A 20,623-nucleotide genomic window follows, 5' to 3' on the forward strand; every position below is an offset into this window, starting at 1 on the left:
TGTGAAATCAAGCAGCCATCGAGGAAAACGCCAGATTCTTCTAACGGTTTGGCGCGGTTTTGGTCCCAATTCATCGCGTTTGCGCGCGCAGCGTTAGAAGGTTTCTAGGCCGCTGCCGAAGTCCGACGAGCCTTCTTCCGGCGGATGTAGTCGGCTGTCTGCTGCTCCGTCGTGTGGTCAAGCAGGACGTTCGCCCCAGTGATCCCGTCCTTCTCTTCCTTGTCTGTGGCCGCCTTTGCGCGGAGGTCGCGCAGCATCGTGGGCGGCAGCTTGGCGCGGGCGCGCGCCTTCTGCCAGGCTGAGGACAGCGCCTCGTAGGTCCATGGCGTCCCATCCATGCCGATGAACAGGAGCGGCGTCACGACGCGCTGCTGGGCGCGCTTCTTGGTCTGCTGCGCGGCCTTGATGGCTTTCAGCTTGGCGACCACGGCGCGCAGCCGCGGCGTCCACTCCACGATCACAGGCCGGGAGGTCCGTTCGGTCTTGTCACGCCGCACAAAGATGCCATCTGCGCAGACGTGGGGCTCGTCCGGGTTCTCCTGGTCGCGCTCCTCTCGCAGGCGCAGCAGGACACCGACGTCCGCCCCGGTCAGGAACGCCACCTCCAGGAAGCAGGCCAGGGTGATGCCGGTCGGAGTGCGCCGCCCGTTGGCGCCGTACAGGCCGCCGATCTTGACCCTACGAAGCTCGCTGTCGGTGATGTAGCGGTCGCGCGGGGTGCTGCCCATCGTCGGGATGGCGGAGACGGGGTTGCTACCCGCCTTGCGATACCCCTTCAGCTCCGCCAACTGGAAGATGCTGCGCAGCTGAGACCGGAAGAGGTCGTGGGTGCGCGGCATCGACTGGAAGGGCTTGAGGAAGTCGTAGCAGTCGGGCGTCTCCACCTCGGCGGCTCCCAGGGTCTTGAAGCTGTCCGCGATGACGGTCGCGCGGCGCTTCTCGTCGATCTGGGTTTTGGCGGAGTGCTTGACCATGACCTCCCGCTGCCATTCCGCTACCAACTTCGGCATGGTGTCATCACGAGAGTCGCGTCCAAGCGAATCGGCCAGTGCGGTATAGAACGCTGGAAGTCCCTCGCGGACCTTGGTCAATGGGAGCCAAACGCGCTTTGCGCCGTCGGCCCGCACCCGGTAGTAGCGACCGCCCTTGATCTGAGTGCCCTTGGCCGGGCCCTTCATCCGCTGGTCCCCGTTCGCCGAGGCTTCACCACGGGAGGGGTTACTCGTCCGCGCGGCTTCTCGATGGCGCCGCGGCACACTGCCTCGAAGTGGGGGCGCTCGAGCACCACGACTCCGGCGCGAACATAGGCTCGGCAGAAGCCGCGCTGATGGAGCTCTCGAAGTTGCTCGGACGGGCGCTTGTATCTCGTCAAGGTCTCGATCTCCTGCGCGGAGAGGGTGACACCGGGGCGCTCGGCGACTTCAGCCATTGAGGGCCTCCTGATGCTGTAACGTCGGTCGAATGAAGGGGAGCGACATGGAAGACGACGACTGGGCTGCATCGGTGGATGCCGAGCAACTGGATTTGGGGAAATGGGCGGCGCTGGTTGTGCTGACCCCGCCGGCGGCCTCGGGCCTGGGCCAGATTCGCACGGCGCTGCCGGGCGAGTACGGCAGCCGCGACCTGGCGGAGACCGCAGCTCGAGCCGCGATCGCCGCCGAGGCGCGGGGAGAGTGAAGGGTGCGCATCATCGCTTCGACTCTCGGCGGTGCGCCTTGAACCCGTCGAGGGCCCAGGCCAGCACGACGATGGGGCCGACGATGACGGCCGCCGCAGCCATGGCCAGGATGAAGCACCCGGCGAAGATGTTGGCGGGGATGTCGGCGCGCTTCATCGTGCGGTCCCCAACTGGGCCAGCACCTCGTGCGGCACGTCGAAGAAGCCAAGCCGGCCCTTCATCGGCACGAAGGGCAGAGGGCGCGGGTCGCGCAGCACGAAGCCGACGTCGCCCATGTACCAGGGCGAGGTCGACGCGGTGACGCAATCGACGATCTCGACGCTGCCCACGATGCCGCCGCGCTCGATGTTCTTGGCGCCCGGGATAGTCACCGGCGGGTGGCCGAGGCCGTCGCGCGCGAGCCGTGCGAAGGCGACGCCGTCATTCCACTCGTCGAAGGTCATGCCCTGCGACGCATGGATCAAGACCCGACCCCGAACCTTGGTCGCCCAGCTGCGGTTCTCGATGTCCTTGCCGCCGTGCAGGATGAGCCAGGCCCAGGGCTGGCGAATGCAGATGGCTTTAACCAACCGATCGGGTGGCGCCGCGGAAGGGGCGCTGCTTAGAATCGATCGCTCAATCATGGAGGCTCCGATGTGGGTGATCTCGAAGGTTCAGGTCGACGGGCAAGACCGCGCTGTTCAGTTCCTGTGGCGCAAGTTCACGCCCCACGGTCAGCCGGTCGGCGAGCAGTCGGTGGCCTCTCGGCTCGACGTCGTTGACGCTGTGGTGCGCGGCGACATCGTCACGACGGTGTGGCCGGCGGACTTCGGCGCGATCACCGCTGGCCCGAAGGTGCGCGTGCGCGCCGATGAGCACGGTGTCGAGTGGCTCGTGCTGGACAGCGTCCCGGGCGACGAGCGACGCATCGAAGAGCTGCCGAAACTCTGACCCATGGCCGACATCGACATCACCCCCGAAGAGCGCGCCGCGCTCTACTTCATCCCGCAGGCCTTCGGCGGAAAGGTCATCGACGAAGAGCTGCAACAGCGGCTCCAGGACAAGGGCTTCGCCACCGCGCCGCGTGAGGACGGCCGGCGCTGGCTGACCGAGCTGGGCGACCAGATCCGGCGCGGGAGGCTCTGAACGATGGACGTTCCCGCAGAGTACTGCCTGCTGAACATTCAGCACTGGTCGACTTGCATGACGAAGTCGGAATGGTCCGGCTGGGCTCAGGTCGTTGGTGCAACGGCTGCGGTGCTCATCGCTGTCGCGGTGCCCTTGTGGCAGAAGCGGCGGGAGCGAATTGATGCCAACTCGGTCGCACATCACTTTGCATTGCGGCTTCGTGGACTCTCTTCGCGCCTCATGCAACTTGAAGGGGTCGAGCGGAGGAACACTCTCCTCACGTGTCGCGAGAAGCTCAAGATGCTCATCCATCAGAGCCACACGATTCGCCTCGACCTCATACCGGCAGATCGCCTCGATGCATTGCTGGAGCTGCAGAGCATTGCCAACGCAACACTGTTGAACGTCGACAGGCAACTCGGACCGGACGCTGCAGACGTCCCGTTCTTTGTTCAGCTCTCCGCGGCGAACCACGCGATCATCCAAAGGGCGACCGAAACTCTCTGTGGTCGAGCCTTGAAGGCAAGCAGGCGCATGGAAGCGTGAGCCGCGATGGACGGCGCGCGGCGCCGGCAGCATGACCGCGGCGAACGCGGACATCAGCGCGAGGACGGCTGTGGTGGCGGCGATCAGTTCTCGCACGGCGCCCCCTCAGGTCCGGCGGGGCATCAGGACGCCCTCGCCACCGGTGAACGTGAAGTAGATCGTGTCGCCGAAGGACCCGGGCGACACCCGCGCGCCAGGCAGCGCAGCGATCTGATGCAGGTAGACGATGTCGGCGCGGTTCTCGCCGATCGCGTGACCGTCGGAGATCGCTCCGCCCTTGCAGAAGGCGGCCGGGCATTCGATGGTGAACACGCCAGCCTCGTTCTCGAAGAGGCCGTTGCCCTCGCAGCTCTTGCACTCGTACTCCTCGTCGAAGTGCTCGAACTCGCCCTTTCCCTCACAGGCTTCGCAACGATGGCCACGCAGCACGCCCGCGCCGGAGCAGCGCCTGCAGCGTTCAGGCGCCGGGATAGCCGGGAAGTCGCGCCAATCGGTGCGCGCAGCCGCGCCCGCAAACAGCGACGCCAGGTGGGGAATCTTGTCCGCAGCCAGCTCGGCGGGCGCCTCGCCGTCGCCACGCGGCACCCGGACTGCGATGTGCCCGTTAGCGCCATAGACATAGCCGTCGCGGCTGAACGGCGCGCGCAGGTAGCTACGAAGGTCGCTAGCCCGGGCGCAGAAGCGCTGAAGGTTGATGTCTGGGGCGCTCATGCCGGCACCCCGTCAGCCTTCGGCGCATGCGCCGCCGCGATCTTGGTGCTCTGCCCGATGAAGTCCAGCTCGCCGCCCAGGCCCTCGATCAGATCGGGGATCAGCTGCGACAGCTCGCCGGTGGCCAGCGCCGCGTCGACGTCGAAGGCCTCGTCCTTGGCCGGCTTGTCGCGGCCGTCGAAGACGATGTCCAGGAACTTGATGCCCTTGATCTGCATCGTGTCGGTCAGGGTGAACGACACGCGCTCCTTCCAGGTCATGGCCAGGCGCGTCGGCATCTTTCCGCCGGTCAGGTGGGCCTGCACCTCGTTGGTGTCCAGGTTGTGCCGGGCGTAGCGCACCGCCGCCTTCATCTCGTCCGCCGCCTTGAGCTCGCAGTCGCGGTCGATCACGAAGTCCTTCGGCGGGACGCCGTCCATCAGCCAAGCGGCCATGCACGCCGCCGGCGATTCCGCGCTCTGCAGCAGGTGCATGTTGATCGACGAGTCCGCCTTCACCAGCAGGGTGATCAGCTCGTCGGCCTTGCCGATCGAGCCCGCGTCCACCATCAGGAAGCCCTGCTTCGGCGAGATCCAGACGCGCAGGTGTGACTGCTGGGTGAACGCGCGCGGCAGCAGCTCCAGCACGACCTGTTCCTTGATGTCGCGCTGCTGCTTCTTGCCCGGGCGGCGGCCGGTCTGCTCCTCGATCTTCTCGATCGCCAGCTCGGTGTGCTCGCGGACCACGCTGCCGGGCAGCACGCGCTTCTCCATGCGCAGCGTCAGCAGCCAGTGGCCGTCAACCTGCTCGAGCAGCGGGGCGCCGGGCTCGCCGCGCGGCGGGGCCCAGCCGGCCGACCGCGCCTCGGTGGCGCCGCAGGGCGCGAAGCGCTCCTGTTCCAGCGCGTCGGCGAGCTTCTCGGCGTCGGCCTGCCAGTCCTTCGACAGGCGGTAAACGATCAGGTGCTTGAACATTCTGGGTCCTCGTCGACGTGGGGTCAGGCGTTGTGGGCGGCTTCGCCGACCTCGCGGTACTCGGCGTCGACGACGGCGCCGCCCGGGTTCTCGGCCTTGCGGATGCCGACGTAGACGGCGACCGTGGCGTTCGTGTCGGCCATGGCGCGGTGGGCGCCGGTGTGCACCAGGCCCGTGAAGTGCTGGTAGGCCTCGGCCAGGCTCGGCGTCTTCCACGACCGGTTGTTGCGCGCCAGCATGGCGTCGGTCGGCGGCACCTTGCAGTGGTTCACCGCGTTGCGCTGGGTGCAGTACGCGGGGCCGGCCTTCCAGACGTCGGCGAGCTGGTCGTCGTTGAGAAGGCGCTTGATCGCGATGCGGCCGATGCGCGCATCGAAGCCCTCGTTGTGACCGACGCGCTCGTTGGCGGCGCTCCACAGGCCCAGGAAGACCTGCAGCGCATCGCGCTCCGGGACACCGACGTCGAGCGCGAACTCGGTGGTGATGCCGTTCAGGGCGACGCACTCGTCGGGGATGTACCAGCCCTCGGGCTTGATGATCACGTCGATCGAGGCGATGACGTTGCACTGCGGCGCATCGGGCGTGCCGACGTCGATCAGCTTCGCGGCGAGCTGGGTGATGTGCGGCTGGCGCGGATCGCTGCTCGGCTCCTTGTAGAGCGGCAGGCCGGTGGTCTCGAAGTCGTAGAAGAGTTTCAGGTTCATGGCGTGGTCTCGGTGGTCGTTGTGGGTGGGGCGGCGGGATCAGGCCGCCTCGGCCAGCTCGGCGATCTCGCCGCGCTGCACCCAGTGGGCGGTGAAGGTCTGCGGCAGGGCCGGCACGCTCTTCAGCGTCCCGAACATCAGCACCGTGTCGATCTCGCCCTCGCGGGCCAGCACATCGACCCAGGCCAGCGCGTCGGCGCGGCCCTTGTTGTCGAGGACGTCGAAGCGGTCCAGCATCAGGAAGCGCAGGCCCGATAGGTGCGAGATTGCCTCGGCCAGCATCGCGTCGGCGCGCCACTTCTCGGCCTCGCTGAAGAACTGGTACGCGCGGCCGTTGGCCTGGCGCAGGACCATGTCGGTCCCCAGCTTCAGCACCGGCCATTCGGCGTCGTCGGCCGACTGCTGCAGGCGGGCGTTGAACGGGTCCAGGGCCTCGGCCAGCAGCTCGCCGGGGATGCCGTCCGGCGCGAGCGCCGTGGTGATCAGGTCCCAGGCGACGACGTCGGCGTGGTGCTCGGCGGCGTCCGCCGTCTTCTTCGCCGCGCTGTCGGCCGCGAGCTGCAGGGTGTGCTGCCGGTCCAGCGCGACGACGATCTCGGCGCGGCGCGCCTTCATCTTGGCGACCTTGCCCTCGGCCTCGGCGCGCACGGCAGGGTCACCGCCGGCGTCATCGGCCATGGCCTGCAGGATGATCTCGTGCTCCGCCTGCGCGGCCTGGATCTCGGCGAGCGCGGTCTCGCCGGCGGCGACGGCATTCGCCATCAGGTCGCGGGCCTTCTGGTACTCGGGGATGCGCGCCGCGGCCTCCGGGCTGCCGGTGGCACCGATGCGGCCGTGCTCGCGCTCGTAGGCGGTCAGCGCGGCCTCCGCGTCGCACTCCTCCTGTGTGGGCTGCTTGTCGACCGACGTCTGGCCGAAGGGCAGCAGGTAGGCGACGGCGGCGGCCAGGTCGTGGACCAGCCCGACGCGCTTGCCCTGGCCAGCCTCCGCCTTCGTCGCGGCGAGCTTCTGCTCCCATTCGGCGAGGCCGGCACGGTCGACGGCGAGCTTGTTGTCGACGCGCTGGTAGGTGTCGACCTTGGCCTCCAGGGCCGGCAGCTTGGCGCGCTGTTCCTGGCGGCGCTTCTCCTCGGCCTGCATCGCGCCCAGGTTCTGCTGGCCGGCCTCGAGGTCGGCATCCAGCTTCGCCAGCTCGGCGCGTAGCGGGGCTGCGGCGCCGGCGTCGAACGCGGGGACCTCGGCCGCCCAGTCCTTGGCCTTCTCGCTGCCGTAGACCTCGCCGGTGGTGACGCGCCAGGCCGACTTCGCCTCGGTGCCCTTGAGCTTGGACGCGTCGTGCGCGGCCTCGAAGCCGGCCTTGAGCAGCGGGCCGACGCGGTCGACCTTCTTCTCGTCGACGCCGCGCTTCTTCAGGCGCGCGATGACGTCCTTGACGTCGAGCTTGACCTTCATCAGCGCGAACAGGGTCTTGCGGCGCTCCAGCTCGTTCATCGCGGCGAACGCGTGCGGCTCGCACACCAGGTGCAGGAACGGGCTCGGCCGGTAGACGTTCTCGTCGGTGGTCTTGCCGCTGGGGAACAGCGCGAAGGTGGGCGTGCCGTCGCCGTGGATAACCTCGGCGCTGCCGTCCTTGGCGCCTTCATGCACCAGCGACTTGAGCTCCTTCTTCAGCTTGACGCCGCGCGCGACCAGGTCGCCGCCCAGCGCCATGCGCACGGCCTCCACGATGCTGGTCTTGCCGCTGCCGTTGAAGCCGGCGAAGAAGGCGACGGGGGTCGGCAGGTCGATCTCGGCGAAGGCGATGCCGAGGACGTTGCGGATTTCGATGCGGTTCAGTTTCATGGCGATCCTTTGCCAATCGATCAGGGGTAGGGGAGGCCCAGCGCGGCGGGAGGGGAGGCCGGACTGCGGGTGCGGTCTGCGCTGGGCCTCGTGACTTACTCGGGGCTGGCGACGTTGGAGCGGCGGCGGCCGGTGGTGGTGGGCTGCTGCTCGGCCTGCTGCTGGCCGTCGACCAGGGCGGCGATGCGGCGATCGGCGACGCCCATCAGCACGTCGCGCAGGTCGTCGCTCACCTCGGCCGGGATCTCGCGCACCAGGCGGTTCACGGTGTCGGCATCGGCTGCGCGCTCGATCTGGCCGGCGTAGGAGTCGCCGTCGAAGGCGTGCTGCTGGTCCTGCTGCTGGGCGATCTCGCCGTCGGCGCCGGCGACCTCGCCGGTCTCGGCGTCGACCGGCGCATCAGCCGGCGGGCTCTGCTGCTCGACCTCATCGACCATCGGGGCCGGGCCGCTGCGGAGGTCGGCCATGGAGACCGGGCCGGACACGGGAGCGCCCGTGTCCATGTCGATGATGTCCTCGGCTTCCTCGCGAGACTGCAGGCCCATCAGCAGCTCCGGCGCGTAGAGCTTGCCGAAGAAGCTGGCGGCGCGGTAGCGCAGCATGACCTCGTCCATGGTCTGCCACTTGCTGCCGTTCTTCGTGTACCAGCCCTCGCGCACGGCCATCTCGATCGAGATCGGCGGCGACTCCAGGCGCTCGCCGGTGGCGAGCTCTTTCACCCAGGCGATGCACTGCTTGTCGACGATCGCGACGTTCTCGGTCTTGGTCCGGCGCTGGTTGTCTTCCCAGTAGGTCGTGGCGTAGGGGACCGTCTTCTTGCCCAGCACCTTGATCTCGAAGCGCAGCGGCGAGAAGCGGCCGCAGTCGTTGATCGCGGCGATGATCCATTGCGACGACCAGCTGGGGCGGCCCTCCACGATGTAGAGGTTCTGCATCACCATCAGCGGGTCGGCACCCATACGCGTCGCCATGTTCAGCGCCACGGCGCAGTTCGACAGCGCGTTGGGGTTCTCGCGCGTTTCCTTGACGTTGCCGTACTTGTCGAGCTTGACGACCTGCGAGCGGTAGGCCGCGGGCACGAGCGTCGTGGTCATCAGCAGCTTCGACTGGCGGATCATCAGCTCGAAGCTCTGCGAGGAGCCGAAGCCCGGCGCGTAGTTCTGCTGCACGGCGACGGCGCCGCCTTGCTGCTTGAGGGTGTCGAGGGCGAGAGGGGCGTTCATCAGTCTTCTTCCTTGAAGTGGCAGGTGTTCCAGCGCGCGCAGTACTTCGCGCTGCACAGGGGGGAGGAGGGGTTGGGCGGGAACAGGCCGGTGCGGAACATCCCGGCGGCGATCTGGATCAACCCGGGCTGGTCCTCGGTGCCGACCATCACGCGCTTGGCGTCCCAGATCCGGCTGACCGCGGCGGCCGGGCGGCTGCTGGTCGACAGGGCCAGGATCTGGCCGCCGACCGTGGGCACGCCCTCGGTGTGCTCGTACATCAGCTGGTAGGTGCCGAGCTGCGCGCTGCGGCCCTTGGTCTGCGCGACGCCGTCGGCGATGACGCGGGTCCCGGTCTTCACGTCCGGGATGACGACGCCGTCGGGGTGCCGCGCGACGCGGGCCCGGTCCATCGAGCCGGTCAGGCGCACAACCTGACCGCCGCCGCAGTCGATCTCAAGCGGCGTCAACTGCTGCTCGACGCTGTGGAAGGCGAAGCGCGGCGAGATCTCGCTGCAGTACATCGCGTGCAGCGACAGCCCGATGCGCTCGGCGTCGTCGACGCTGAGCCCGTCCTGCTTGAAGTCGACGTCGCGGTCCGGGTTGCGCAGCGTGTCGACGAAGACGTCGGCCGCGTCGAGCGCGCTGATCGGCTCGGCGCCCGGCAGGCGACCGGCATCGAACGCGGCGGTGCTGGCGTGGATCGACGTGCCCAGGTGCGCGCGCAGGCCGGCGGCCTTGCGCATGCCGAGGATGTGCTCGCCCTCCCAGCTGTAGGCGCAGTCGAAAAGTTTCGACCAGCTGCTGGCGCGGGCGGTGTGGACGCGGGGGGCGAAGGCTTCGGTCACGCGACACCGCCTTCAACAGCCACGATCGCGGCTTCCGCGTCGGCCATCGCCGCATCGAACTCCGCGCGGTCCGTTTCGTCGTCCCAGGTGGCGACGTGGCTCAACCGCTTCAGAGCGGCGAGCAGGGCGCCGGCTCCAACAAAGAGCTGAGCGTTGGCCTTCGCCTCATCGGTGTGCGGTGAGCCGTGTTCATCGCGGAACTCGGCGACGAGGAAGCCGCCATGGACGATGCTCGTGCGGACCAGTGTGCCGATCGCTTCGAGCTGGACCGTTGTGTGCTTGCCGACGCTCATTGCGCGCTCCAGACGTAGGCCGCTCCGATCAGCGCCAGCACGGCGACGGTCGTTGCGGTGGGGTGATGGATGAACCAGCGCTCCAGGCCGTGGACGCCGCCCATGCGCGGGCGACGCGGCTCGGGCTCGTTCTCGAAGCCGAGGTCGCTGCAGGCCTCGGCCGGAGCCGGGGCCGTGGTGGTGCGGGCGTCGTTCACGCGTCGCTCCCGACCAGCGCCAGCACCGGTGCGTTCATGGCGCGGGCGTGCTCGACGCGGCGCTCGCGGCGGTCCTGCTCGTCGGCCTGCAGGCGGTACTCCGCCAGCTTGTTGGCGATGCGGATGATCTCGGCCTGGGTGTCGTCGTCGGCGAGGAAGCGCTCGGTGATCAGGTCACCGGCGGCGCAGCGCGTGATGTGCGGCTGGCCGGGGTCGTTCTGGATCACGACCAGACGCGGCGTCTTGAGGTCGGCGAGGTCTTCGGCGGTGACGCCGCGCAGGTGGGGCACTTCCCGCTCGCGCTCGATGCCGCGGCATTGCAGGAAGACCCACTCGCTGTAGAACTCGACCTGGCGCAGCACCAGCGCGCGCGCGGCGCTGATGTCCGCTTGGGTCGTCGAGGTTCCGATCTGGTTCATCCGTAGCTCCCTGGTTGGTTGCGTTGGATGAATACTAGTGCCGCTTGTTTGTCAGGTCAATAGCGCCGCTTGTATTTGCGCTTATATTTTTCTGGTGTGCCTTGGCGCTTGGCTTCGTCAGCTACTTGGAATCGGCTCGGCAATGGCCGCCTGGGGAGGCTTCAGGGTGGGCCATGCCGGGAGCCGCAGCGAATCATTCGTGATGATGGCGGCGGGAGCCGCAGTCCTCGCGTTCTGGTTCGCGATCGTCTAGTCCGTCAGGACTTCTGCTGCCGCTGGGCGCGGCGCGCAAGGATCATCTCCAGTGCATTCGGCGGTACCTCGCCGAAGAAGATGACGTCGCCGCTCACCGACCCGATGAACGAGTTGTTGGCGGCTTGCTTGGCTGCGGCCTCACGGCCTGCCGTTTCTTTGGCTTCGGTCGGCCTCAAAGGCGGGACCTCACTGGCGGCGAGCGACTCGATGTATCGCTCTGCGCTCCTATCGCGATTCGTCACGTTTTGTTTCTCCCTGTGAGCCCGCGGAGAATAAACGGAATCTTCACGCTGCGTGCGGTTGTGCACAGTCACCGATGGGGGAGGCCCAGCGCGAGGATCGCACACAGGGCGAGTGCCAGGGCTACGTTCGTCACAACTGAGGCGATCAGCAGCTGCATCAGCAGGCGGCGACGCCAGGGGGTCTTCTGCACCACCAGCACCGCGGCTTGGCCATCGTCGAACGATGGCAGGCCATTGCTCTCTGAAGCGTCCGTGCCGCTGCCGGCGGCTTGCGCGCGACTGAAGAACACGTAGACCTCCTCTGCCTTGTCGACGAGCGGGGATTCTCGGGGCGGCGGGGGAGGTGGCGGCTGGGGCGGTTGATCGGGCAAGGCGGGACTACAAGGCGTTCCCGCAGTGCCGATTCCGGTCTCGCTGCGGAGGACTCCCAGCCGCAATTATCCGGTGCGGACCTTCGAGCGCGATGTGCTGCTATGCGCACGCGCGTTGCGTTCGTGAAGGGCCCCCTTCATCTGGTGGGCCTCGTCAGCGGCATTCAGAAACCCGAGCAGGAAGTCACGCTCTGGGCCTGGCGCCCAGTTCTCGGCCATGCTTCGCACCGTGTCCTCCCAGTCGTCTTGCGATCCGGCCGGGGAGGCCGGTGCAGCGATGGGTGGCAATCCTTTCGCCAGTGCATCGATCGCGGCTGCCTCGTCGTCGTTCGGGCCGTTCTCGATCATCGAGGCGGCGGCAGCGGCCATCAGCTTGCGCTTTCGTTCGGGCGCGGCGGCAACAGCGGCGGACACGCCAAGCAGAGCCCGGACGAGGGAGAGTTCGGTTGGACTTTCGACGTAGACGGGTTCCGCCTTGGTCGGCTGCGCTTCCGAGCCAAGGACGGTAGCGAGTCGAGGGCTGAAGTCGGCGACCTTGCACCCCAGCCCCTCGGCGAACCCCAGCGCGGCCTTAAGGCTCAAGGGGGTCTGGCCGTTGAGGAAGAAGCCGACCGCGGCCTGGCTCCCAATGCCGAACTTCAGGCCGAACTGGAGCTGTGTGCCCAGGCCGCGCTCCTTCAGCGCTGGCTTGCGGTCCTCCCAGATCCGGCGCAGGCGCGCGGCTTCCTCCCGATGCTCGTCGGTGACCTTCGCCTTCCGGGCATCAGCGTCGCTTGTATTCATCAGCGGGATCCTATGGTTAGCATTGCTAACGGCAACTAGCGGCGCCTGTTTGCGCTTGACCTCGAAAACAAGCGCCGCTAGTATTGGCGCCATGAACGGAATTCGAGCCATCCGCGCCCAACTGGGGATGACCCAACAGGCATTCGCCGAGGGCATCGAAATGACGCAAGCCAACGTCTCGCTCTACGAGAGCAAGGGCCAGACGGTGCCGCCGGGCGTTGCCCGCCGCGTCATCGACCTCGCCGGTGCGCATGGCTTCACCTGTTCCATGGACGACGTCTACGCCGCCGAGCCCAAGCTGAAGCGCGCGCGGCCGGTCCGAGCAGCACGCAAGACGCAGGCGGCCTGAAGTGCGCGCCGCTCAGTCGTTGCAGATCGGACCGTTGGGGGAGGGCTGGCAATCCACCTCCGCGCTGCCTGACGCGCAGCCGCGTCCGCCAGTGACGATCGCCGCGACGAGCGCGATCCCTGCAACCCAACCGACGCCTTCCCTCAGCGTTCGCCATGACCTGGCGTCGCGAGCCGCTGCAGCAAACATCAGCAAGAGCGGCACCGCCCATAGCGCTGTCTCAATCCAGAACTCTCTGGTCATTCTTCGTGTCCCTCCCTGCAGACGTGAGTCTGTCACGGGCCGGACCGCACGTTGTCTCCCCATCGCACTGGACCGGCCCGCCGTCCTCCCCGGCGGGCGGTGCGATGGCTTTGCCCCGGGCTTCGCGCCCGGGGCCTTTTCTCTCCCTCGGAGTGCGCAATGACGCCCACCCACTTCAATCGCTCGCATGCATTCACGGAAGCGATCGGTGCCGGACGACGCGCAGTTGCTGATGCCGTGGATGCGCTCTCCGACGCGGCGACGCTCACAACTCGTAGGGCAGGGTCACCTCTAAAACGCGCTCTCGAAGCAGTCGCAACTGCTCGCTGTATGCCTGTTGCGCAACCGCAGTCTGCTCTGGCTGAAGGGGAACCGAACTGCTGTCGAGCGTCTGATGGTGCAGCAGGAACTTTTCCAGCGCAGGGCGAACCACGTGTGCAAGCGGAGGCTCCAGTTGCTGGCCAGACGCGGTGTAGCCGGCAATGCGCTCGTTCTTCAGCGCCATCGCGAGGCACGTCAGCATGAAGTCCAGCATCACGCTCTGCCCTGCAAACGCTCCGGCTGCGACCAGGTCGCCGTCGTCGAAGTCCATCGCTCTCCCTGCCTCTATGCCTCGTGTCCAACGAAGCATAGCCGGACCGCTTCGCGCGCATCTCCGCGCTCAGTCCTCGTCGCGGGTCGACCGCGCCAGCTCGACCAGCGCGTCGAGCTGCCACTCGCGCTCGTACATCGCCGCGAAGGCGGCCGCCTCGGCGACGACCTGCTCGGTGGCGCGCTTCGCGAATTCTTGATCGGACATACAGGACCCCCAATGACTGAAGACGACGTGAACTTCTCGCGTAGCGGGCGCTCGGACCCCGGCGGCAAGCTGGTCTCGCGCCTCGACATCCCGGTGAGCCAGGAGACCGAGGAGGCTGTGATCGCGATGGCGACCCTCTCGGGCATGTCGAAGAGCGAGTTCGCCCGTCACCTGCTGGAGCGCGCCTTGTTCGGCGAGTTCAACGTGATGCGCCGCAGTGTGGCCGGACGCGGGCAGTTCGGTCGATGGGATCAAAGTCCGGCGCCGGCCCGGGAGGGCGTCTGATGAACGGCGTCGACTGGATGGCCCAGCGAATCATCGCCGCGGCCAACCGTGACCTCGACCCCGGCGACGCGCCCCCGCGCTTCAACCCGCGACCGCCCGGCGTGATCCGCGAGGGCAGCGCGACACAGCAAGTTCTCCAGTTCTTGGAGAAGCACACCGGCCGCTACTTCATCCGCATCCAGATCGTGCGCGCCACCGGCTGCAGCGAGCGCGCCGTCGACTGGGCGCTGCTGTTCCTGAAGGCGCAGCAGCGGATCAAAGCCGTCGAAGACACAACCCGCAACTCGCGCTATCTGCGCTATGGCATCGCAAAGGAAGGCGAAGCATGACCACCCTGGAAGAGGTCCCCGAGAAGGAGTGCACCGGCTGCGACGAATCGTGGCCGGCGACGCGCGAGTACTTCAACGTCAGCGCCAAGGGCGTCTACGGCCTTCACTCGTGGTGCAAGGCCTGCATGTCGGAGGACTACCGCAGCCGCAACCCGCTGAAGCGCCCGCCGGTGCCGGATGTGTTCGGCGTGAACCTGCGAGGGGGCGCCTGATGTCCATCCTGCACGTGGTGAGCGTGAGTGGAGGGAAGGACTCTGCCGCGACCGCGGTGCTGGCCATCGAGCAGCACGGGCGCGCTGCCTGCCGCTTCGTCTTCGCCGACACCGGAAACGAGCACGAGCAGACCATCGAGCATGTCGCCTACATGGCGCGCCACCTGGGCGTCGAGATCGTCACGCTGAGGGCGGACTTCTCCGCGGAGATCGTCCGGTTCCGTGACTACGTGCGCGAGCAGTGGCCGCGCAAGGGCGTTTCCAAGGGCGACTGCGAGCGCGCGATCGCCGCCCTGGTGCCCACCGGCAATCCGTACCTGGACCTGTGCCTGTGGAAGGGGCGCTTTCCCAGCCGGACGCGCCAGTTCTGCACCCACTATTTGAAGACGCTGCCGCTGGTCGAGTACCAGATGGGCCTGATCGGGGATGGTGCCTGCGAGGCCGTATGGTCGTGGCAAGGCATCCGACTGAACGAGAGCCAGTCACGGATGAGCCGCCTCCAGGGGACTGGCGCGTGCGTGCGCTCGTTCGAGGTGATGGGTGATGGGCTCTTCACCTACCGGCCGATCCTTCGTTGGACTGCGGTGGATGTATTCGATGCCGCGGCGCTGTACGGCCTGGCCCCGAACCCGCTCTACCTGCAGGGGATGACGCGCGTCGGGTGCATGCCCTGCATCAACTGCGGGAAGGACGAGATCCTCGAGATCTCCAAGCGCTTCCCCCATCACATCGAGCGGATCGCCATGTGGGAGCTGATGGTCAGCATGGCTAGCAAGCGCCAGATGGCGAGCTTCTTCCCCGATCCGGACCGCGAGAAGCATCTCAACAAGCGCGGCATCCACAACGTCGTCGAGTGGTCGAAGACCCAGCGTGGCGGCCAGCTGATGGACTGGGTCCGCATTCACGAGGAGCCGAAGGCGTGCGAGAGCGCCTACGGCTTGTGCGAATGAGTAACGCCATCACCCGACCGGCTCTGCGCTACCACGGCGGCAAGTTCCGTCTGGCCAGCTGGATCGTCGGCTTCTTCCCGGCGCACCGCATCTACTGCGAGCCGTTCGGAGGCGCTGCCTCGGTGCTGCTGCTGAAGGACCGCAGCTACGCCGAGATCTACAACGACCTGGACCTTGAGGTCGTCAACTTCTTCCGCGTGCTGCGCGACGCCGACTTGGCGGAGCAACTGGCGCGGGCCGTCTACCTGACACCTTTCTCGCGCGACGAGTTCCGCGACTCTTACGCCGAGACCGATGACCCGGTGGAGGCGGCTCGGCGCACGCTGGTGCGCAGCTTCATGGGCTTCGGCACCACGACGCTCCGTCACAACCGCACGGGCTTCCGGGCGAAGGCGAACCGCCAAACCCAGCCGGCGCAGATCGACTGGACGAACTACCCCGCGCACGTGGCCACGTTCACCGAGCGCCTGCGCGGGGTGGTGATCGAGAACCGCGACGCGCTCGAGATCCTGGCGCAGCAGGACACGGCCGAGACCCTGTTCTACGTCGATCCGCCGTATCCGCACGAGACCCGCTCGGCGATCAAGAGCCACAACGACAAGGCCTATCGCCACGAGATGACCACCGCGGATCACGAGGCGTTGGCTCGGACTCTGCACGCCCTGAAGGGAATGGTCGTCCTCAGCGGCTACGCATGTGAGCTGTACGACCGTGAGCTCTTCCCCGACTGGGAGCGCCACGAGCGCGTCGCCATGGCCGACGGCGCGCGCGAGCGCACCGAGGTCGTCTGGCTGAACCCGGCGTGCAGCCGCGCGCTCTACCTTGCTCGTGGCGACCTGTTCGCGGAGCTGGCCGCATGACCGCCCAGCACGACATGGCCCAGCGCACCCGCCTCGGCGCGGGCCTGCTGCACTGCCCTGAATCCGAGGTCGCGCAGCGCGCGGCCGCCATGGAGCCGGAGGAACGTCGCCGCTTCTCCTCGTGCATCAGCTGGCTCGTTGACTACGAGGCGGCCGAGGCCGATCAAACCCGAGGCCCGCAATGAACCTGACCCACGACCAACTCGCGACCGACCTCGCCGAGCACCTGCGCGGCACATCCAACCGCATCACCTGGGAGGACATGCAGCTCGGTGAGAGCGGCAGCCCGCGGCCCGACGTCTACACGATGGAGCCGACGTACACCCGGCTCACCTTCGAGGCCTTCGAGTGCAAGGTCAGCGTCGCCGACTTCCGGCGCGACGTCACGGCGGGGAAGTGGCAGTCCTACCTCGCGTTCGCCAACAGCGTCACCTTCGCGGCGCCGACCGGCCTGATCACCAAGGACATGGTCCCGCCGACCTGCGGCCTGATCCTGCGCGGCGCGAACGGTGGCTGGCGCTACGCGAAGAAGCCGGTCTCTCACCAGCTGACCGAGCTGCCGTGGAAGGCATGGGTCAAGCTGCTGCTCGACGGTGTTGGGCGTGCGAACGGCACCAACCGGGCGACGTTCTTCAACGAGTGGGTTGCTCGCAGGAAGCTGTCCGACAAGTTCGGTGCCGAGGTCGCCGCGATGCTCAGCGACCTACCGCAGCTCCGGCGCCAGCTCGCGGAGGCCCAGGGGCAGTACGAATCGGAGCGCAAACGCCTGCAAGAGCAGCTCGCCCGCGACCGCGAGGCGATGCAGAAGCAGCGCGACAGCGAGCGCGAGCGCTGCAGCGACGCCGTCGGAAGGCTGGCCGTCGCCATGGGCTTGCCGGAGGACGCGCTCGCCACCGAGCTGCAGGTTCGCGCCCAGCAGATGCTGGCGCTGCTGAGCAAGCCGCGGTTCAAGGGCAGTCCGCTGCTCGATCTGGCAGATGAGCTCGCCAGGGTTGCGGTGCAGGCGCGCCAGTTGGGTGAGTTCCTCACCTCGGCGCCGCAGCCGGCTGAAGAGGCCGAGACCCTGGAGGACGTCCTCCGGTGAACCCCTTCGACCCGAACTTCAAGGGGCAGCTGCCTCCGCCCACGGCCTACGAGCGCGCCGCGGCGCGCAACGCCCGCAAGCAGTCGGCCCGCCGCGCGGAGCAGCTGGAGCGTGATGGCCCGGCGCGGAACCCGACGCGCGAGCAGGTCGACGCGGCGCGCGCAAAGACGGCCCGAATCCTGAAGCCGGGAGGCCTGTGACCCGCGATACCGCCGACAGCAGCGTCCGCGCCTTCTACGAGCAGCACGCCGGGGAGATGCAGCGGCAGGAGCTGCGCATCCTGAAGGCCATGGCCCCGCGCCAGCTCTACACGCGCCGCGAGCTGGAGCAGCTCACCGGCATGCGCACCGGGCCGCTGTGCGGCCGCGTCAACGCGCTCATCAAGGCCGGCTATCTCGAAGTCCCCGGCAACAAGGTCTGCACGGAATCCGGCCGCCTGGTCGAAGCCCTGCGCCTTGTCGCCCAGCAGTTGGAGTTGATCTGATGGCAGGTGGAATTGACTGGTTCCGGTGGCACCACGGCACCGTGACCGACCAGAAGTTGCCCTTGGTGGCGCGCCGCGCCGGCGCCTCCGTCGCGGAGGTGATCGCGGTGTGGGCCTGCCTGCTCGAGCGGGCGTCGATGAACGAGCACGAGCGCGGCTCGCTCGGCAGCGACCCGGACTTCGAGGCCATGGACTGCGCGCTGCAGCTTCCCGACGGCCGCTCGGCGGCGATCTTCGAGGCCTTCCGGCAGCGCGACATGGTCGACGCCGGCATGCAGATCTCGGCCTGGGCGAAGCGTCAGCCCAAGCGCGAACGCGAGGACAACAACGCGACGGAACGCAAGCGCCAGCAGCGCCAGCGGGAGGCGAAAGGGAAGGGCGAGACAGCTGATGTCACGCCACGTCACGCCACGTCACGCCATGCCACGCCTAGAGGAGAGGAGAGTAGAGAAGAAGAGATAGGAGCATCTATCCCTGCTCAGGACACTCTCCGCGCGGAAGCGGGCGCTCCGCCGCCCGCCGACCCTCCGCCTGCGGCGCCAGCGCCATCCCCCGATCCCCAGCTCGCGCCCACCGCCGCCGGGCTGCTCTGCCGCCGGCTCAAGGCCATGGGCATCAGCAACGTCGCCCCGGGCCATCTGCGCTTCACGACCCTGCTGAAGGCCGGGGCGACCCCGGAGGAGTTCTTCGCCGCGGTGCCCAAAGCGCTGCACGCCCGGGACCCGTTCGGCTACCTCGTCGGGGTGGTGGAGGGAGAGCGCATGCGCGCCGCCGAGATGGTCAAGCAGGTCCACCACGGGCCGATGCCGACCCGCAGGACCTCGCCGCCCGTGCTGGACACGGCGGCCCGCAACGCTGAAGCCAAGCGCCTGCTCGGCTTCGACACCCCACCGACCCAGGAGGTTCGCGATGCTTGAGACCGACTTCGACGACTTCGCCGCCATGCTCGACCAGACGTGCCGTCTGCTGAGCCGCGGCAGCTACGTGCCGGACGCGGGCAACACCTCGCTCTGGTTCCGCGCGCTCAGCGCCTACGGCCTCGACGCCGTGCGCTACGCGCTGGACGCCCACGTCCGTGACCCGGTGCGCGGCAAGTTCGTGCCGGTGCCGTCGGACGTCATCGCCCAGATCGAGCGCCTGTCCGTCGACGGCCGCCCTGGCGTCGAAGAGGCCTGGGCCATGGTCCCGCAGGGCGAGGACCAGTCCGTGGTGTGGACGACCGAGATGGCGGAGGCCTACGGCGTGTGCAGCGGCCTGATCGCCGCCGGCGATCGCATCGCGGCCCGCATGGCGTTCAAAGAGGCCTACGAGCGCGCCGTGACCCTCGCCAAGGCCAAGGGTGCCACCGTGACCTGGATCGTGTCCCAGGGGACCGATCCGGAGCAGCGCAAGCGGGTTCTGACCGCCGCAGTCAACGCCGGGAAGCTGACGCCCGAGCTGGCGTATGGCGAATGCCCGGCGCTGCCGCCGCCCGCGTCCAAGGTGGCGCTGCTGCCGCCCAAGGACACGCCGAAGACCGACGCCGCCCGCGAGCAGCTGCGTGGCGTCGTCGCGGTGAAGCGGGCCGACCCCGTGGACCCCAGGGGCTGGGCACGGGCGCTCAAGGCCCGGGAGGAGCGCGGCGAGCGCCTCACCATGGACCAAGCCCGGGCCTGGCGCGACGCGCTGGCCTACGCCCCGGACGAGATCAAGTCGGCGGCCCAGGGCGCCCCGATCATCGCCGCCGACCTGCTGCCGCCCGGCCTGCGCGCGGCGCTGGAGCACGAACGTGCACTGAGGAGCCAGGCATGACCCCGCTGGCCGAGCTGCTGCCCGCCTTCACCTTCGACGAGCAGCGCGCCCAGTGCGCCCGCTGCCGCCACCGGATCGAGATGCCGATCAAGGCCTCGCGCGCCGAGAATGCCCGCGTCGTCCTGCGCTGCAACGTGATAAGCGGGAAGCGCAGCTGCAGCCTCGCCCGCGCTCCGGACGGCCAGTGCGGACCCGACGCCAAGCTGTTCCAGGCTGAGGTCTTCCAGTGAGCCGCCGCCCGATCACCATGTCGCTGGCCGAGGTACTGAACCTCGGTGCCCGGGCCCGGGGTCAGGTCTCGCTCATCGAGATGCGGGACAACCCGGCGCAGCGCGGCAAGAGGGGGCAGAAGTACGGGAACACCAAGGTCCAGGCCGACGGCATCACCTTCGACTCCAAGGCCGAGCACCGCCGCTGGTGCCACCTGCGCGTGCTGGAGCGCGCCGGCGAGATCCGCGACCTGCGCCTGCAGGTTCCCTTCGAGCTGATCCCCGCCCAGGTCAGCACGACCGGCAAGAAGCAGCGCGCCACGGTCTACCTCGCCGACTTTGTCTACGCCCGCACCAAGGATGGCAAGGTCGTCGTCGAAGACGTGAAGGGCGCTGTCACCCCCGAGTTCCGCTTGAAGCGGAAGCTGATGCTGGAGCGCCACGGCATCGAGATTCAGGAGATCAGGTCATGAACAGGATGTTCTTCCTCGTGCTGGCCGTAGGCGGCTGGTTCGCCTTCGCGGTCCTCGTGCTCAGCCTCATCGGTCAGGTGCCCACGAACGCGGAGCCGCTGACCACGTCGGCCGCCTGGGGCCTGATCAGCACGCTGGCCCTGCTGATGTTCGTGGCCTTCATCGCTGGCGCCGATCAGGCGATGAAAGCCTTTGAAGCCTTGGAGGAACGGAACCAGGAACTTGCCGACGGGCTCTGCGACGCGCTGGATGTCCTGCATGAGATCGAGGACGAGACCGCGATCTACCTGCGCACCCGCGGCGACGCCCGGGCGCTGCACGTCATCGACGAAGCCCAGGACGTGCTGCGCGCCAGCGGCCGCGGCATCAAGGGCTTCAACCCCGACGGAACCTGTCCCTAGGGC

The 20,623-nt window shown here is 68.0% G+C and carries 37 protein-coding genes; 19 read left to right on the plus strand and 18 right to left on the minus strand.

What is annotated here, in order from left to right; genetic code table 11:
- Nucleotides 1-104: 104 nt before the first annotated feature.
- Entirely contained in the window at nucleotides 105-1,178 is a 1,074-nt protein-coding gene (locus MCHT01_RS24755) for a site-specific integrase (protein ID WP_148661714.1), read from the minus strand.
- Between the two features lie 298 nt (nucleotides 1,179-1,476).
- Here MCHT01_RS24755 and MCHT01_RS24760 point away from each other — a divergent pair, with 298 nt between their 5' ends.
- A complete protein-coding gene (locus tag MCHT01_RS24760) occupies nucleotides 1,477-1,677 on the plus strand; it encodes a hypothetical protein (RefSeq protein ID WP_148661715.1) in 201 nt (66 codons plus the stop codon).
- A gap of 10 nt (nucleotides 1,678-1,687) precedes the next feature.
- Here the strand turns inward: MCHT01_RS24760 and MCHT01_RS26960 are convergent, their stop codons facing one another.
- Together MCHT01_RS26960 and MCHT01_RS24765 are read right to left on the minus strand one after the other, a co-directional pair.
- Nucleotides 1,688-1,834: a hypothetical protein gene (locus MCHT01_RS26960; RefSeq protein WP_169806208.1), complete on the minus strand. Its 147-nt coding sequence runs from the start codon at nucleotides 1,832-1,834 to the stop codon at nucleotides 1,688-1,690.
- Nucleotides 1,831-2,247 (minus strand): ASCH domain-containing protein, encoded by a 417-nt coding sequence (locus MCHT01_RS24765; protein WP_245643649.1) that lies wholly within the window; start codon nucleotides 2,245-2,247, stop codon nucleotides 1,831-1,833. The genes MCHT01_RS26960 and MCHT01_RS24765 overlap by 4 nt, the downstream gene beginning before the upstream one ends.
- 64 nt (nucleotides 2,248-2,311) lie before the next feature.
- Between MCHT01_RS24765 and MCHT01_RS24770 the strand changes: the two genes are divergently transcribed.
- From MCHT01_RS24770 to MCHT01_RS26525, 3 genes are read left to right on the plus strand one after another with little or no spacing between them, the layout of a single operon-like run.
- On the plus strand, nucleotides 2,312-2,608 hold the full coding sequence (locus tag MCHT01_RS24770; RefSeq protein ID WP_148661716.1) for a hypothetical protein: 297 nt from the start codon (nucleotides 2,312-2,314) through the stop codon (nucleotides 2,606-2,608).
- Between the two features lie 3 nt (nucleotides 2,609-2,611).
- Nucleotides 2,612-2,803 (plus strand): hypothetical protein, encoded by a 192-nt coding sequence (locus MCHT01_RS24775; protein ID WP_067070272.1) that lies wholly within the window; start codon nucleotides 2,612-2,614, stop codon nucleotides 2,801-2,803.
- A gap of 3 nt (nucleotides 2,804-2,806) precedes the next feature.
- Nucleotides 2,807-3,331, plus strand: coding sequence for a hypothetical protein (locus MCHT01_RS26525; RefSeq protein WP_148661717.1), 525 nt, complete (start codon nucleotides 2,807-2,809; stop codon nucleotides 3,329-3,331).
- A gap of 105 nt (nucleotides 3,332-3,436) precedes the next feature.
- On the opposite strand, the gene MCHT01_RS24785 is transcribed toward MCHT01_RS26525, so the two are convergent.
- The 12 genes from MCHT01_RS24785 to MCHT01_RS24840 all read right to left on the minus strand — a co-directional run bounded on the left by MCHT01_RS24785 (nucleotide 3,437) and on the right by MCHT01_RS24840 (nucleotide 12,151).
- A complete protein-coding gene (locus MCHT01_RS24785; protein WP_148661718.1) occupies nucleotides 3,437-4,042 on the minus strand; it encodes a hypothetical protein in 606 nt (201 codons plus the stop codon).
- On the minus strand, nucleotides 4,039-4,995 hold the full coding sequence (locus MCHT01_RS24790) for a recombination-associated protein RdgC (RefSeq protein WP_067070281.1): 957 nt from the start codon (nucleotides 4,993-4,995) through the stop codon (nucleotides 4,039-4,041). Before MCHT01_RS24790 ends, MCHT01_RS24785 begins: the two co-directional genes overlap by 4 nt.
- A 23-nt stretch (nucleotides 4,996-5,018) precedes the next feature.
- Complete coding sequence (locus MCHT01_RS24795) at nucleotides 5,019-5,699, minus strand: 3'-5' exonuclease (RefSeq protein WP_067070283.1); 681 nt, start codon at nucleotides 5,697-5,699, stop codon at nucleotides 5,019-5,021.
- A gap of 39 nt (nucleotides 5,700-5,738) precedes the next feature.
- Nucleotides 5,739-7,541: an AAA family ATPase gene (locus MCHT01_RS24800; RefSeq protein ID WP_067070286.1), complete on the minus strand. Its 1,803-nt coding sequence runs from the start codon at nucleotides 7,539-7,541 to the stop codon at nucleotides 5,739-5,741.
- Nucleotides 7,542-7,636: 95 nt separating this feature from the next.
- On the minus strand, nucleotides 7,637-8,764 hold the full coding sequence (locus tag MCHT01_RS27690) for a hypothetical protein (RefSeq protein WP_084453336.1): 1,128 nt from the start codon (nucleotides 8,762-8,764) through the stop codon (nucleotides 7,637-7,639).
- Nucleotides 8,764-9,591 (minus strand): RecB family exonuclease, encoded by an 828-nt coding sequence (locus tag MCHT01_RS24810; protein ID WP_067070293.1) that lies wholly within the window; start codon nucleotides 9,589-9,591, stop codon nucleotides 8,764-8,766. The genes MCHT01_RS27690 and MCHT01_RS24810 overlap by 1 nt, the downstream gene beginning before the upstream one ends.
- Nucleotides 9,588-9,884, minus strand: a complete 297-nt coding sequence (locus tag MCHT01_RS24815) for an XkdD/Y8K6 family phage-associated protein (protein WP_067070296.1) — start codon at nucleotides 9,882-9,884, stop codon at nucleotides 9,588-9,590. Before MCHT01_RS24815 ends, MCHT01_RS24810 begins: the two co-directional genes overlap by 4 nt.
- Nucleotides 9,881-10,081 (minus strand): hypothetical protein, encoded by a 201-nt coding sequence (locus tag MCHT01_RS24820; protein ID WP_067070299.1) that lies wholly within the window; start codon nucleotides 10,079-10,081, stop codon nucleotides 9,881-9,883. The genes MCHT01_RS24815 and MCHT01_RS24820 overlap by 4 nt, the downstream gene beginning before the upstream one ends.
- A complete protein-coding gene (locus tag MCHT01_RS24825) occupies nucleotides 10,078-10,500 on the minus strand; it encodes a hypothetical protein (protein ID WP_067070302.1) in 423 nt (140 codons plus the stop codon). The genes MCHT01_RS24820 and MCHT01_RS24825 overlap by 4 nt, the downstream gene beginning before the upstream one ends.
- A gap of 257 nt (nucleotides 10,501-10,757) precedes the next feature.
- Nucleotides 10,758-11,069: a hypothetical protein gene (locus MCHT01_RS24830; RefSeq protein WP_169806209.1), complete on the minus strand. Its 312-nt coding sequence runs from the start codon at nucleotides 11,067-11,069 to the stop codon at nucleotides 10,758-10,760.
- Entirely contained in the window at nucleotides 11,066-11,287 is a 222-nt protein-coding gene (locus tag MCHT01_RS24835) for a hypothetical protein (protein WP_067070323.1), read from the minus strand. Before MCHT01_RS24835 ends, MCHT01_RS24830 begins: the two co-directional genes overlap by 4 nt.
- Before the next feature lie 147 nt (nucleotides 11,288-11,434).
- Nucleotides 11,435-12,151: a helix-turn-helix domain-containing protein gene (locus tag MCHT01_RS24840; protein WP_067070326.1), complete on the minus strand. Its 717-nt coding sequence runs from the start codon at nucleotides 12,149-12,151 to the stop codon at nucleotides 11,435-11,437.
- Between the two features lie 91 nt (nucleotides 12,152-12,242).
- Here MCHT01_RS24840 and MCHT01_RS26965 point away from each other — a divergent pair, with 91 nt between their 5' ends.
- Nucleotides 12,243-12,500 carry a helix-turn-helix domain-containing protein gene (locus MCHT01_RS26965; RefSeq protein ID WP_169806210.1) on the plus strand — a complete coding sequence of 86 codons (258 nt, stop codon included), beginning with the start codon at nucleotides 12,243-12,245 and terminating at the stop codon, nucleotides 12,498-12,500.
- A gap of 12 nt (nucleotides 12,501-12,512) precedes the next feature.
- Here MCHT01_RS26965 and MCHT01_RS26535 read toward each other — a convergent pair whose 3' ends face one another.
- From MCHT01_RS26535 to MCHT01_RS26970, 3 genes are all read right to left on the minus strand, one after another.
- Nucleotides 12,513-12,743: a cytochrome d ubiquinol oxidase subunit II gene (locus tag MCHT01_RS26535; RefSeq protein WP_148661721.1), complete on the minus strand. Its 231-nt coding sequence runs from the start codon at nucleotides 12,741-12,743 to the stop codon at nucleotides 12,513-12,515.
- Between the two features lie 265 nt (nucleotides 12,744-13,008).
- Nucleotides 13,009-13,335: a hypothetical protein gene (locus MCHT01_RS24850; protein ID WP_067070331.1), complete on the minus strand. Its 327-nt coding sequence runs from the start codon at nucleotides 13,333-13,335 to the stop codon at nucleotides 13,009-13,011.
- A gap of 69 nt (nucleotides 13,336-13,404) precedes the next feature.
- On the minus strand, nucleotides 13,405-13,542 hold the full coding sequence (locus MCHT01_RS26970) for a hypothetical protein (RefSeq protein ID WP_169806211.1): 138 nt from the start codon (nucleotides 13,540-13,542) through the stop codon (nucleotides 13,405-13,407).
- A 12-nt stretch (nucleotides 13,543-13,554) separates the two neighbouring features.
- Here MCHT01_RS26970 and MCHT01_RS24855 point away from each other — a divergent pair, with 12 nt between their 5' ends.
- The 14 genes from MCHT01_RS24855 to MCHT01_RS24920 are packed head-to-tail and all read left to right on the plus strand — an operon-like array spanning nucleotide 13,555 to nucleotide 20,620.
- Nucleotides 13,555-13,827: a hypothetical protein gene (locus MCHT01_RS24855; RefSeq protein WP_067070333.1), complete on the plus strand. Its 273-nt coding sequence runs from the start codon at nucleotides 13,555-13,557 to the stop codon at nucleotides 13,825-13,827.
- On the plus strand, nucleotides 13,827-14,156 hold the full coding sequence (locus MCHT01_RS24860) for a hypothetical protein (protein WP_067070339.1): 330 nt from the start codon (nucleotides 13,827-13,829) through the stop codon (nucleotides 14,154-14,156). The genes MCHT01_RS24855 and MCHT01_RS24860 overlap by 1 nt, the downstream gene beginning before the upstream one ends.
- Nucleotides 14,153-14,368, plus strand: coding sequence for a hypothetical protein (locus MCHT01_RS24865; RefSeq protein ID WP_067070342.1), 216 nt, complete (start codon nucleotides 14,153-14,155; stop codon nucleotides 14,366-14,368). Before MCHT01_RS24860 ends, MCHT01_RS24865 begins: the two co-directional genes overlap by 4 nt.
- A complete protein-coding gene (locus MCHT01_RS24870; RefSeq protein WP_084453337.1) occupies nucleotides 14,368-15,318 on the plus strand; it encodes a phosphoadenosine phosphosulfate reductase domain-containing protein in 951 nt (316 codons plus the stop codon). Before MCHT01_RS24865 ends, MCHT01_RS24870 begins: the two co-directional genes overlap by 1 nt.
- Nucleotides 15,315-16,178 carry a DNA adenine methylase gene (locus MCHT01_RS24875; protein ID WP_067070344.1) on the plus strand — a complete coding sequence of 288 codons (864 nt, stop codon included), beginning with the start codon at nucleotides 15,315-15,317 and terminating at the stop codon, nucleotides 16,176-16,178. Before MCHT01_RS24870 ends, MCHT01_RS24875 begins: the two co-directional genes overlap by 4 nt.
- Nucleotides 16,175-16,363, plus strand: a complete 189-nt coding sequence (locus MCHT01_RS24880; protein ID WP_067070347.1) for a hypothetical protein — start codon at nucleotides 16,175-16,177, stop codon at nucleotides 16,361-16,363. Before MCHT01_RS24875 ends, MCHT01_RS24880 begins: the two co-directional genes overlap by 4 nt.
- Nucleotides 16,360-17,262 carry an MmcB family DNA repair protein gene (locus MCHT01_RS24885; protein ID WP_067070350.1) on the plus strand — a complete coding sequence of 301 codons (903 nt, stop codon included), beginning with the start codon at nucleotides 16,360-16,362 and terminating at the stop codon, nucleotides 17,260-17,262. The genes MCHT01_RS24880 and MCHT01_RS24885 overlap by 4 nt, the downstream gene beginning before the upstream one ends.
- Nucleotides 17,259-17,462 (plus strand): hypothetical protein, encoded by a 204-nt coding sequence (locus MCHT01_RS24890; protein WP_067070352.1) that lies wholly within the window; start codon nucleotides 17,259-17,261, stop codon nucleotides 17,460-17,462. Before MCHT01_RS24885 ends, MCHT01_RS24890 begins: the two co-directional genes overlap by 4 nt.
- Nucleotides 17,459-17,746 (plus strand): hypothetical protein, encoded by a 288-nt coding sequence (locus MCHT01_RS24895; protein WP_067070360.1) that lies wholly within the window; start codon nucleotides 17,459-17,461, stop codon nucleotides 17,744-17,746. Before MCHT01_RS24890 ends, MCHT01_RS24895 begins: the two co-directional genes overlap by 4 nt.
- Nucleotides 17,746-18,663: a hypothetical protein gene (locus tag MCHT01_RS24900; protein WP_067070363.1), complete on the plus strand. Its 918-nt coding sequence runs from the start codon at nucleotides 17,746-17,748 to the stop codon at nucleotides 18,661-18,663. The genes MCHT01_RS24895 and MCHT01_RS24900 overlap by 1 nt, the downstream gene beginning before the upstream one ends.
- The gene (locus MCHT01_RS24905) at nucleotides 18,656-19,537 is read left to right on the plus strand and encodes a hypothetical protein (RefSeq protein WP_067070366.1); all 882 of its coding nucleotides are present in this window, start codon (nucleotides 18,656-18,658) and stop codon (nucleotides 19,535-19,537) included. Before MCHT01_RS24900 ends, MCHT01_RS24905 begins: the two co-directional genes overlap by 8 nt.
- Nucleotides 19,534-19,767: a hypothetical protein gene (locus tag MCHT01_RS24910; RefSeq protein WP_067070369.1), complete on the plus strand. Its 234-nt coding sequence runs from the start codon at nucleotides 19,534-19,536 to the stop codon at nucleotides 19,765-19,767. The genes MCHT01_RS24905 and MCHT01_RS24910 overlap by 4 nt, the downstream gene beginning before the upstream one ends.
- Nucleotides 19,764-20,219: a DUF1064 domain-containing protein gene (locus tag MCHT01_RS24915; RefSeq protein ID WP_245643651.1), complete on the plus strand. Its 456-nt coding sequence runs from the start codon at nucleotides 19,764-19,766 to the stop codon at nucleotides 20,217-20,219. Before MCHT01_RS24910 ends, MCHT01_RS24915 begins: the two co-directional genes overlap by 4 nt.
- Nucleotides 20,216-20,620, plus strand: coding sequence for a hypothetical protein (locus MCHT01_RS24920; RefSeq protein ID WP_067070372.1), 405 nt, complete (start codon nucleotides 20,216-20,218; stop codon nucleotides 20,618-20,620). The genes MCHT01_RS24915 and MCHT01_RS24920 overlap by 4 nt, the downstream gene beginning before the upstream one ends.
- The last annotated feature ends 3 nt before the right edge of the window (nucleotides 20,621-20,623 follow it).

The organism is Mitsuaria chitosanitabida ATCC BAA-476 = NBRC 102408, assembly GCF_001598255.1.
GTDB lineage: Bacteria > Pseudomonadota > Gammaproteobacteria > Burkholderiales > Burkholderiaceae_C > Roseateles > Roseateles chitosanitabidus.

Coding starts and splice junctions, on each gene's coding strand:
- MCHT01_RS24755 (WP_148661714.1), bottom strand. CDS start 1,178: ATGAAGGGCCCGGCCAAGGGCACTCAGATCAAGGGCGGTCGCTACTAC.
- MCHT01_RS24760 (WP_148661715.1), top strand. CDS start 1,477: ATGGAAGACGACGACTGGGCTGCATCGGTGGATGCCGAGCAACTGGAT.
- MCHT01_RS26960 (WP_169806208.1), bottom strand. CDS start 1,834: ATGAAGCGCGCCGACATCCCCGCCAACATCTTCGCCGGGTGCTTCATC.
- MCHT01_RS24770 (WP_148661716.1), top strand. CDS start 2,312: ATGTGGGTGATCTCGAAGGTTCAGGTCGACGGGCAAGACCGCGCTGTT.
- MCHT01_RS24775 (WP_067070272.1), top strand. CDS start 2,612: ATGGCCGACATCGACATCACCCCCGAAGAGCGCGCCGCGCTCTACTTC.
- MCHT01_RS26525 (WP_148661717.1), top strand. CDS start 2,807: ATGGACGTTCCCGCAGAGTACTGCCTGCTGAACATTCAGCACTGGTCG.
- MCHT01_RS24785 (WP_148661718.1), bottom strand. CDS start 4,042: ATGAGCGCCCCAGACATCAACCTTCAGCGCTTCTGCGCCCGGGCTAGC.
- MCHT01_RS24790 (WP_067070281.1), bottom strand. CDS start 4,995: ATGTTCAAGCACCTGATCGTTTACCGCCTGTCGAAGGACTGGCAGGCC.
- MCHT01_RS24795 (WP_067070283.1), bottom strand. CDS start 5,699: ATGAACCTGAAACTCTTCTACGACTTCGAGACCACCGGCCTGCCGCTC.
- MCHT01_RS24800 (WP_067070286.1), bottom strand. CDS start 7,541: ATGAAACTGAACCGCATCGAAATCCGCAACGTCCTCGGCATCGCCTTC.
- MCHT01_RS27690 (WP_084453336.1), bottom strand. CDS start 8,764: ATGAACGCCCCTCTCGCCCTCGACACCCTCAAGCAGCAAGGCGGCGCC.
- MCHT01_RS24815 (WP_067070296.1), bottom strand. CDS start 9,884: ATGAGCGTCGGCAAGCACACAACGGTCCAGCTCGAAGCGATCGGCACA.
- MCHT01_RS24825 (WP_067070302.1), bottom strand. CDS start 10,500: ATGAACCAGATCGGAACCTCGACGACCCAAGCGGACATCAGCGCCGCG.
- MCHT01_RS24840 (WP_067070326.1), bottom strand. CDS start 12,151: ATGAATACAAGCGACGCTGATGCCCGGAAGGCGAAGGTCACCGACGAG.
- MCHT01_RS26965 (WP_169806210.1), top strand. CDS start 12,243: ATGAACGGAATTCGAGCCATCCGCGCCCAACTGGGGATGACCCAACAG.
- MCHT01_RS26535 (WP_148661721.1), bottom strand. CDS start 12,743: ATGACCAGAGAGTTCTGGATTGAGACAGCGCTATGGGCGGTGCCGCTC.
- MCHT01_RS24850 (WP_067070331.1), bottom strand. CDS start 13,335: ATGGACTTCGACGACGGCGACCTGGTCGCAGCCGGAGCGTTTGCAGGG.
- MCHT01_RS26970 (WP_169806211.1), bottom strand. CDS start 13,542: ATGTCCGATCAAGAATTCGCGAAGCGCGCCACCGAGCAGGTCGTCGCC.
- MCHT01_RS24855 (WP_067070333.1), top strand. CDS start 13,555: ATGACTGAAGACGACGTGAACTTCTCGCGTAGCGGGCGCTCGGACCCC.
- MCHT01_RS24860 (WP_067070339.1), top strand. CDS start 13,827: ATGAACGGCGTCGACTGGATGGCCCAGCGAATCATCGCCGCGGCCAAC.
- MCHT01_RS24865 (WP_067070342.1), top strand. CDS start 14,153: ATGACCACCCTGGAAGAGGTCCCCGAGAAGGAGTGCACCGGCTGCGAC.
- MCHT01_RS24870 (WP_084453337.1), top strand. CDS start 14,368: ATGTCCATCCTGCACGTGGTGAGCGTGAGTGGAGGGAAGGACTCTGCC.
- MCHT01_RS24875 (WP_067070344.1), top strand. CDS start 15,315: ATGAGTAACGCCATCACCCGACCGGCTCTGCGCTACCACGGCGGCAAG.
- MCHT01_RS24880 (WP_067070347.1), top strand. CDS start 16,175: ATGACCGCCCAGCACGACATGGCCCAGCGCACCCGCCTCGGCGCGGGC.
- MCHT01_RS24885 (WP_067070350.1), top strand. CDS start 16,360: ATGAACCTGACCCACGACCAACTCGCGACCGACCTCGCCGAGCACCTG.
- MCHT01_RS24900 (WP_067070363.1), top strand. CDS start 17,746: ATGGCAGGTGGAATTGACTGGTTCCGGTGGCACCACGGCACCGTGACC.
- MCHT01_RS24905 (WP_067070366.1), top strand. CDS start 18,656: ATGCTTGAGACCGACTTCGACGACTTCGCCGCCATGCTCGACCAGACG.
- MCHT01_RS24910 (WP_067070369.1), top strand. CDS start 19,534: ATGACCCCGCTGGCCGAGCTGCTGCCCGCCTTCACCTTCGACGAGCAG.
- MCHT01_RS24920 (WP_067070372.1), top strand. CDS start 20,216: ATGAACAGGATGTTCTTCCTCGTGCTGGCCGTAGGCGGCTGGTTCGCC.